Origin of the sequence: Pseudomonas sp. HMWF006, assembly GCF_003061205.1 — a bacterium.
In the GTDB taxonomy this organism is placed as follows: domain Bacteria; phylum Pseudomonadota; class Gammaproteobacteria; order Pseudomonadales; family Pseudomonadaceae; genus Aquipseudomonas; species Aquipseudomonas monsensis.
In genome coordinates this window covers 1-6,416 of record NZ_QAIU01000553.1, presented here as the reverse complement: position 1 = coordinate 6,416, position 6,416 = coordinate 1, and the positions used below count along the sequence as shown (strand labels likewise).

The 6,416-nt window shown below is 61.6% G+C and carries 4 protein-coding genes; 2 read left to right on the top strand and 2 right to left on the bottom strand.

Going from position 1 to position 6,416, the window contains the following annotated elements:
* Both DBR24_RS24915 and DBR24_RS24910 read right to left on the bottom strand, forming a co-directional pair.
* Positions 1-2,112 (bottom strand): PepSY domain-containing protein (locus tag DBR24_RS24915; protein WP_256591817.1); only part of this gene is annotated, 2,112 nt, incomplete at its 3' end.
* Positions 2,113-2,356: 244 nt separating this feature from the next.
* Positions 2,357-4,672: a TonB-dependent siderophore receptor gene (locus DBR24_RS24910; protein ID WP_128616062.1), complete on the bottom strand. Its 2,316-nt coding sequence runs from the start codon at positions 4,670-4,672 to the stop codon at positions 2,357-2,359.
* 206 nt (positions 4,673-4,878) lie between these two features.
* Between DBR24_RS24910 and DBR24_RS24905 the strand changes: the two genes are divergently transcribed.
* Together DBR24_RS24905 and DBR24_RS24900 are read left to right on the top strand one after the other, a co-directional pair.
* A complete protein-coding gene (locus DBR24_RS24905; RefSeq protein ID WP_123464579.1) occupies positions 4,879-5,559 on the top strand; it encodes a Fe2+-dependent dioxygenase in 681 nt (226 codons plus the stop codon).
* Positions 5,556-6,311 carry a tetratricopeptide repeat protein gene (locus DBR24_RS24900; RefSeq protein WP_128616061.1) on the top strand — a complete coding sequence of 252 codons (756 nt, stop codon included), beginning with the start codon at positions 5,556-5,558 and terminating at the stop codon, positions 6,309-6,311. Before DBR24_RS24905 ends, DBR24_RS24900 begins: the two co-directional genes overlap by 4 nt.
* Positions 6,312-6,416 lie beyond the last annotated feature (105 nt).

Here is a 6,416-nt window from a genome sequence, read left to right as displayed (position 1 = left end):
GTTCGGCAGATGGAAACCGCTGTTGCGACGTACGCGCAAACTGATGCTGCCGCCCACCGGGGCATGCTCGGTCAGCCAGCCGGAACCGATGCCAAGGCGGCCATCGGCATGCTGTTCCTGGCGCACGATCAGCTCCAGCACACCGTCGGCGGCAATCGAGGCAATCGAGTATTCACGCATGGCCAGCGGCACCATGGCATCGACCAGCGCCTGGGCGTGCAGGCCGACCAGATGTGCGCGATGTTCAGGCAACTGGCGCGAGGCGAGGGCGACGTCCAGCGGCTCTTCGAGGCCATTGATCTTCACTCGGGTTTCGCCACGAATGCCGAGACCGTCGAGGAAATGCTCGACCGCCCATGCACAATTGCGTGGCAGCACTTCCACCAGATCGCCGGCCAGCCAACTGCTGGTGCTCGGTGCGCTCAGGCCCAGCAGGTAGACCGGTGAGCCGCTGCTGTCGGGGTTCATCAGGTCGCGGCGCACCAGCGTCCAGTTTTCGTAGCTCGGCGCCTGCCAAGTGTCGACCGGCGCTTGTCCGGTGATCAGGCCGAGCTGAGTCTGCCAGTGACGCAGGGCATAGGGGTCGCCGCTGTCGACTTCGACCGGGGCGAACAAAGTCTTGCCGCCGTGCTCGCTCAGCCATTGATGCAGGCGTCGGGCGAAGCCGCAGAAGTGTGCGTACTGGCGGTCACCCAGACCCAGTACGGCGTAGTTCAGCCCATCGAGATTCGCGGCGTTGCGCAGTACCTTGCGTTCAAACCCACGGGCGCTGTCCGGTGCTTCGCCATCGCCAAAGGTGCTGACGACGAACAGCGCATGGGGCGATTCGCGCAGATCCTGCTGGCTGACATTCGCCAGCGGCAGCACCTTCGCCGGCAATCCCGCCGCCTGCAGTTGACCGGCGGTCTGCCACGCCAGTTGTTCGGCGAAACCGCTCTGGCTGGCGAAGCCGATCAGCCACGGCGAGCCATCGCCGGTCGGTTGGGCGAGGCCTTGGCGCGCGTCCTGGATCTGTTTTTTCTTGCGGCGGCGATCCAGATACAGCAGCCAGCCAGTGATGAAAAACAGCGGCATGCACACGGCAGCGAGGGTGATGATGATTCGCCCGACGAGGCCGAAATAGCTACCGACGTGCAGCGCGTAAATGCTGGTCAGCAGTTGTGCCTTGAAGCTCTTGTCGGCGTAGCGGTCGACGCGTTTGACCACGCCGGTGGCCGGGTCGAGGGTGATCTGGTTCAGCGCGCGATCGTGCGGCGAGCTGTCGAGCAGATAGAACACGGTCGCTGGCTGGCCCGCGACGGCCGGCATGCGGATGTTGTAGGCGGCCAGGCCCGGGCCGGCGGCGCTGTAGATGCTGCTCCACATCGCCGCGTAATCGGCGGTCGGTGCCGGGCCGTCCGGTGCCGGGCCGCGACCACCGCGCACGCGCTCGTTCTGCGGTGCGTCGGAGAGTAATTTGGTCAGGCCCTTGTTGTACCACTCGTACGACCACGACAACCCGGTCAGCGCCAGCAGCAGGTACACCAGCAGGCACCAGGTGCCGGCCACCGAATGCAGATCCCAGTTGAAGGCGCGGCCCTTTTTCTGCCAGTCGAGGGTCAGCCACACGCGCCAGCTGTTCCACTGGCGCGGCCAGCGCAGGTACAGGCCGGAGAGGCAGAAGAACAACAGGATCAGGGTGCAGGCGCCGGTGATGTTACGCCCGGTGTCGCCCATGGCGAGGAAACGGTGCAGTTGCAGCATCAGGCCAAAGAAATCCTGGCCGACCGCATTGCCCATGAACTCGCCGGTGTACGGATCGAAGTAGCGCATCTCGCCACGCCGCTCGCCTTTGGGCGGGGTGAAGAACACCTTGGCTGCGTTGCCGCTGTCGGTTTCGACCCAGAGCATCGAGACTTTCTTGCCGGACGTGGCTTCGATGCGCTCGACCAGTTCAACGGGCGGCAGGACGCCGGCAACGTGTTTTTCCACCTGCAGCACGGAAGGGTTCAGCGCCCGCAGGATTTCGTCCTGAAACGAATAGGCCGCGCCGGTGATGCCCATCAGCGCCAGTACCAGGCCTGCGGTGATGCCAAAAAACCAGTGCAACTGGAACAGGGTTTTCTTCAACACGTCACTCGTCGTCCGTTCGAAAGTTGTTTTCACGGCGCGCATTATGCCGTGGGTTATCGAGAAGCGTTCTTTATTACGCACAAAAGCCCCGTTCAATGGAATGAACGGGGCCAAGCCTTTTGATCACATCACCTGTGGGAGCGAGCTTGCTCGCGAATGCAATCTGTCAGTGACATGAAGGCTGACTGACCCAGCGCTTTCGCGAGCAAGCTCGCTCCCACAGGTTTCACAGGTTCCACCGTGTTTAGAAGTGGAAGTTGGTGCTCAACAGCGCCGTACGCCCCGCCGCCTGGTTGGCGAAGTGAGTCGAGAAGGCTTTGTCGTAATAGGTTTCGTTGGTCAGGTTCTGCACGTTGAGTTGCAGGTCGACGTTCTTGGTCAGCTTGTAGGCGGCCATCGCGTCATAACGTACATACGAATCGACCATCGTGGTGTTGGCCACACTGCCGTACACGTCGTCGACGTAGAACGCGCCGCCCCCGAGGGTCAGCTTCGGCGTGACCTGATAAGTGGTCCACAGGCTGGCGCTGTTTTTCGGCGTGTTCGGCAGTTCGTTGCCATCGTTGGCCTTGCCCATCGGGCCGCCGTCGACTTGTTCGCTGTCCATGAACGCGTAGCCGGCGAACACTTGCCACTTGTCAGTGATTTTGCCGCTGGCCGACAGCTCGATACCTTGCACGCGGGTCTTGCCGGCGTTCTCGTAAGAGCTGGTGTCGACTTGTACGCGAGCGTTCTCTTTCTCGGTGCGGAAGATGTCGGCCGTCAGCGACAGGCGATCATTGAGCAGATCCCACTTGGTGCCGATTTCATAGTTCTTGGTGGTTTCCGGCTCCATGTCGCTGCTCAGCAGGTTGCCGCTGCGATCCGTGGTGCCGCCCAGCGGGTTGCCTTCCTGGCCTTCGCCCAGGGTGTTGCCCGGTGGCGTGGCGGAGGTGGCATAGGAGGCGTAGATGCTGCCGTTTTCCGCAGGCTTGTAGACGACGCCGAACTGACCGGTGACGAACTCGCTGGTGTCATCGCCCTTGGACGTGGTGGTGCCGGCAGCGTTGTAGGTTTTGTAGTCGGTGTCGAAGTGGTCGTAACGCAGGCCCATGTTCACCAGCCACTGCTCGTTCAACTCCAGGGTATCGAACACATACAGCGCGTAAGTGTTGGCCTGGGTGTCGGTGCCGGCGTAGTTGCGCGAGATCGCGCCGTTCCACGGATCGTTCGGGTTCGGGTTCGACAGCGAGGTGCAGTTGTAGCCGCTGGACGCGCCGATCATCGACGGGGTGCAGTTGCTGGTCGCGGCGCTGGTGCGCGGCGTAGTGTCAGTGTTGACGTTGTATGAAGACTTCTGACTTTCCTCGCGGGTGTATTCGACGCCGGTGGAGAAGCTGTTCTTGAAGCCGGCGACGTAGAAGTTACCGAACAGGTCAGTCTGGTTGGTGGTGGTCTCGGTGTCGCTCACCCGGGTATTCGCCCGACGCCAGAGGCTGCCATTGTTGACGTTGCCCTTGCTGTCGTCCGGCTGGGTGAGGATGTAATCCTGCATGCTGGTGCCATGGCGCAGGGTGTTCTTGATGGTCAGCGAATCGCTCAGGTCATGCTCGATGGCGAAGGTCGCGGTGTCGGTGCGGCCCTTGCGGAAGTCGCGATCCAGACCGTAGAAGTTGCTGTGATCGCCACCGGCGTATGGCTTGTCCGGGTTGGACTTGGTGCGTGCAGCCGAACCGCCAGCCGGGATGGTGTACGGGATGCCCGAATCCGGGGTGTCATTGCTTTCGAGGTGGTAGTAATCGAGGTTGACGCGGGTGTCGGTGCCCAGGCCGAACGCCAGGGACGGGGCGATGCCCCAGCGGTCGTAGTCGACCTTGTCGCGACCGGCGACGTTGCTTTCGTGGCTCATCAGGTTCAGCCGGCCAGCAGCGGTGTCGTTGAACTGGTAGTTGCCGTCGAGGGTGTAGCGCTGGGTCTGGTCGGAGCCCCAGGTGAAGCCGCCGTCGAACGAATTGCCCAGGTGCGCTTTCTTGCTCACCAGGTTGATGCTGCCGCCCGCCGCGCCGCGACCGCCAATGGCAGAGTTCGGGCCCTTGCTGACTTCGATGTTTTCCACGGCGAAGATCTCGCGGCTCTGCGAACCGGTGTCGCGCACGCCGTCGAGGTAGGTGTCGCCTTGGGCGTCAAAGCCGCGAATGAACGGGCGATCGCCCTGCGGGTTGCCGCCTTCACCGGCGCCGAAGGTGATGCCCGGCACGGTGCGCAGGGCGTCCTGCATGTTCAGCGCGCCGGTGTCTTTCAGGACTTGTTGCGGGATGACGGTGACCGAGCGCGGCGTGTCGACCAGCGGCGCGGTGTACTTGGGTGAGGAGGCTTTCTCGACCTGATAGGACGTCGAATCTTGGGCTTCGCCTGTGATCGAGGTGGCGTCCAGGGCGATGGCATTGCCGGTGGCTTTGCTGTCGGTTTTTTCTGCGGCGAACACCATGTGACCAGCGGAGCCGGCGGTGATTGCCACACCGATTGCAGAGGCGAGCAGACGTGGTGAACTGACCGGTAATTGTGCGTGTTGACGTGCCATTTTATTCCCCTCCCCAAGGATTTGAGGCGGCGGAATATAGGGTAAACAGGTATTCGTATCAATTGCGAAACATTGTTATTAGCACTGAATTTACATTCTTTACAATTTAACCTTACGGTTTTTGCCAGTTCATTCGTCTCTCGGGTTTTACACAGTCAATAAGAATCAATACCATTGCCGCCTCTTTGCCATCAGGTGACATTGCCATGCTGCTGCACATCCCCGGACTGTTCGCGAAAGACGAAGTGCAGCGTATCCGCGAGGCGCTGGAGCAGGCCGATTGGGCTGATGGCAAGATTACCGCCGGCTTCCAGTCGGCCAAGGCGAAGCACAATCTGCAACTGCCCGAAGGTCATCCGCTGGCCAAGGAAATCGGCGCGGCGATGCTGGAGCGGTTGTGGAAAAATCCACTGTTCATGTCCGCCGCGTTGCCGCACAAAGTCTTCCCGCCGTTAGTGAACTGTTACACGGCCGGCGGCAGTTTCGATTTCCATATTGACAACGCCGTGCGCCAGCCCAAGGGCAGCATCGAACGGGTGCGCACCGATCTGTCGGCCACGCTGTTCTTCAGCGAGCCTGAGGATTACGACGGCGGCGAGCTGGAAATTCAGGACACTTTCGGCACGCAACGGGTGAAGTTGCCGGCCGGCGACATGGTGTTGTACCCCGGCACCAGTCTGCACAAGGTCAATGCCGTCACCCGTGGCGCACGCTATGCGTCGTTCTTCTGGACGCAAAGCCTGGTGCGCGAAGACAGTCAGCGTGCGTTGCTGTTCGAGATGGACGGGGCGATCCAGCAACTGACCCGGGACATGCCTGATCATCCTGCGTTGATCCGCCTTACCGGCACGTATCACAACCTGCTGCGGCGCTGGGTCGAGGTATGAGTTTTCAACTCCGCCGCGAGGAAGTCCTCGACGCTGCGCAACTCAGCGCCATGCTCGAAGAAAGCCCGGCCCGTGCCGCGCAGGCGATTTTGCTGGCGGCGGGTGAGGGTGAAGTTGAAGCGCAGGCATTGCTCGGGCAAATCCTGCTCGACGGTCAGGGCATCGCCCAGGATCAACCGCTGGCACTGCGCTGGTTTGGCATCGCTGCCGGGCAAGGTCACCTGATGGCGCGCAACATGCTCGGGCGTTGTCATGAGCATGGTTGGGGCTGTGCGGCGGATGCGGCAATTGCGGCGCAGCATTATCGGATCGCAGCGAATGCCGGGCTGGATTGGGCGATGTACAACCTGGCCAATCTGTTGGCGACCGGGCGCGGGGTGGCGGTGGATCATCAACAGGCGCTGGCGCTGTATCGGCGCGCGGCTGAATGGGGTCATGCGAAATCAATGAATCTGCTGGGGCGGTATCTGGAAGAAGGGCAGGTGTGCCCGGCGGATCCTGCTGCGGCACGTGAGTGGTATCGACGTTCGGCTGAAGGCGGGGATTTTCGCGGGCAGTTCAGTTTCGCGGCGGTGTTGGCGGGGGAAGGGCGGATTGATGAGGCGCTCGATTGGCTTGAGAAAGCCTTGGCCGGCGGCAATCTGAATTTTCTGCGGGTGGCGAGTCAAACACTGTCGAGTGCGCCCGACCCCAGAATCCAAGGGATGGCTGCGCAGTTCGCGATTCGATATGCAGAGTTGCAGCGCGTCTGAATTCGCAAGCCCTCACCCTAACCCTCTCCCGGAGGGAGAGGGGACTGATTGGGGAATGCTTGAGAGGTGCGCCGACCTGATTGTGCTTTACCGAATCCATAATCG

Coding starts and splice junctions, on each gene's coding strand:
- DBR24_RS24910 (WP_128616062.1), bottom strand. CDS start 4,672: ATGGCACGTCAACACGCACAATTACCGGTCAGTTCACCACGTCTGCTC.
- DBR24_RS24905 (WP_123464579.1), top strand. CDS start 4,879: ATGCTGCTGCACATCCCCGGACTGTTCGCGAAAGACGAAGTGCAGCGT.
- DBR24_RS24900 (WP_128616061.1), top strand. CDS start 5,556: ATGAGTTTTCAACTCCGCCGCGAGGAAGTCCTCGACGCTGCGCAACTC.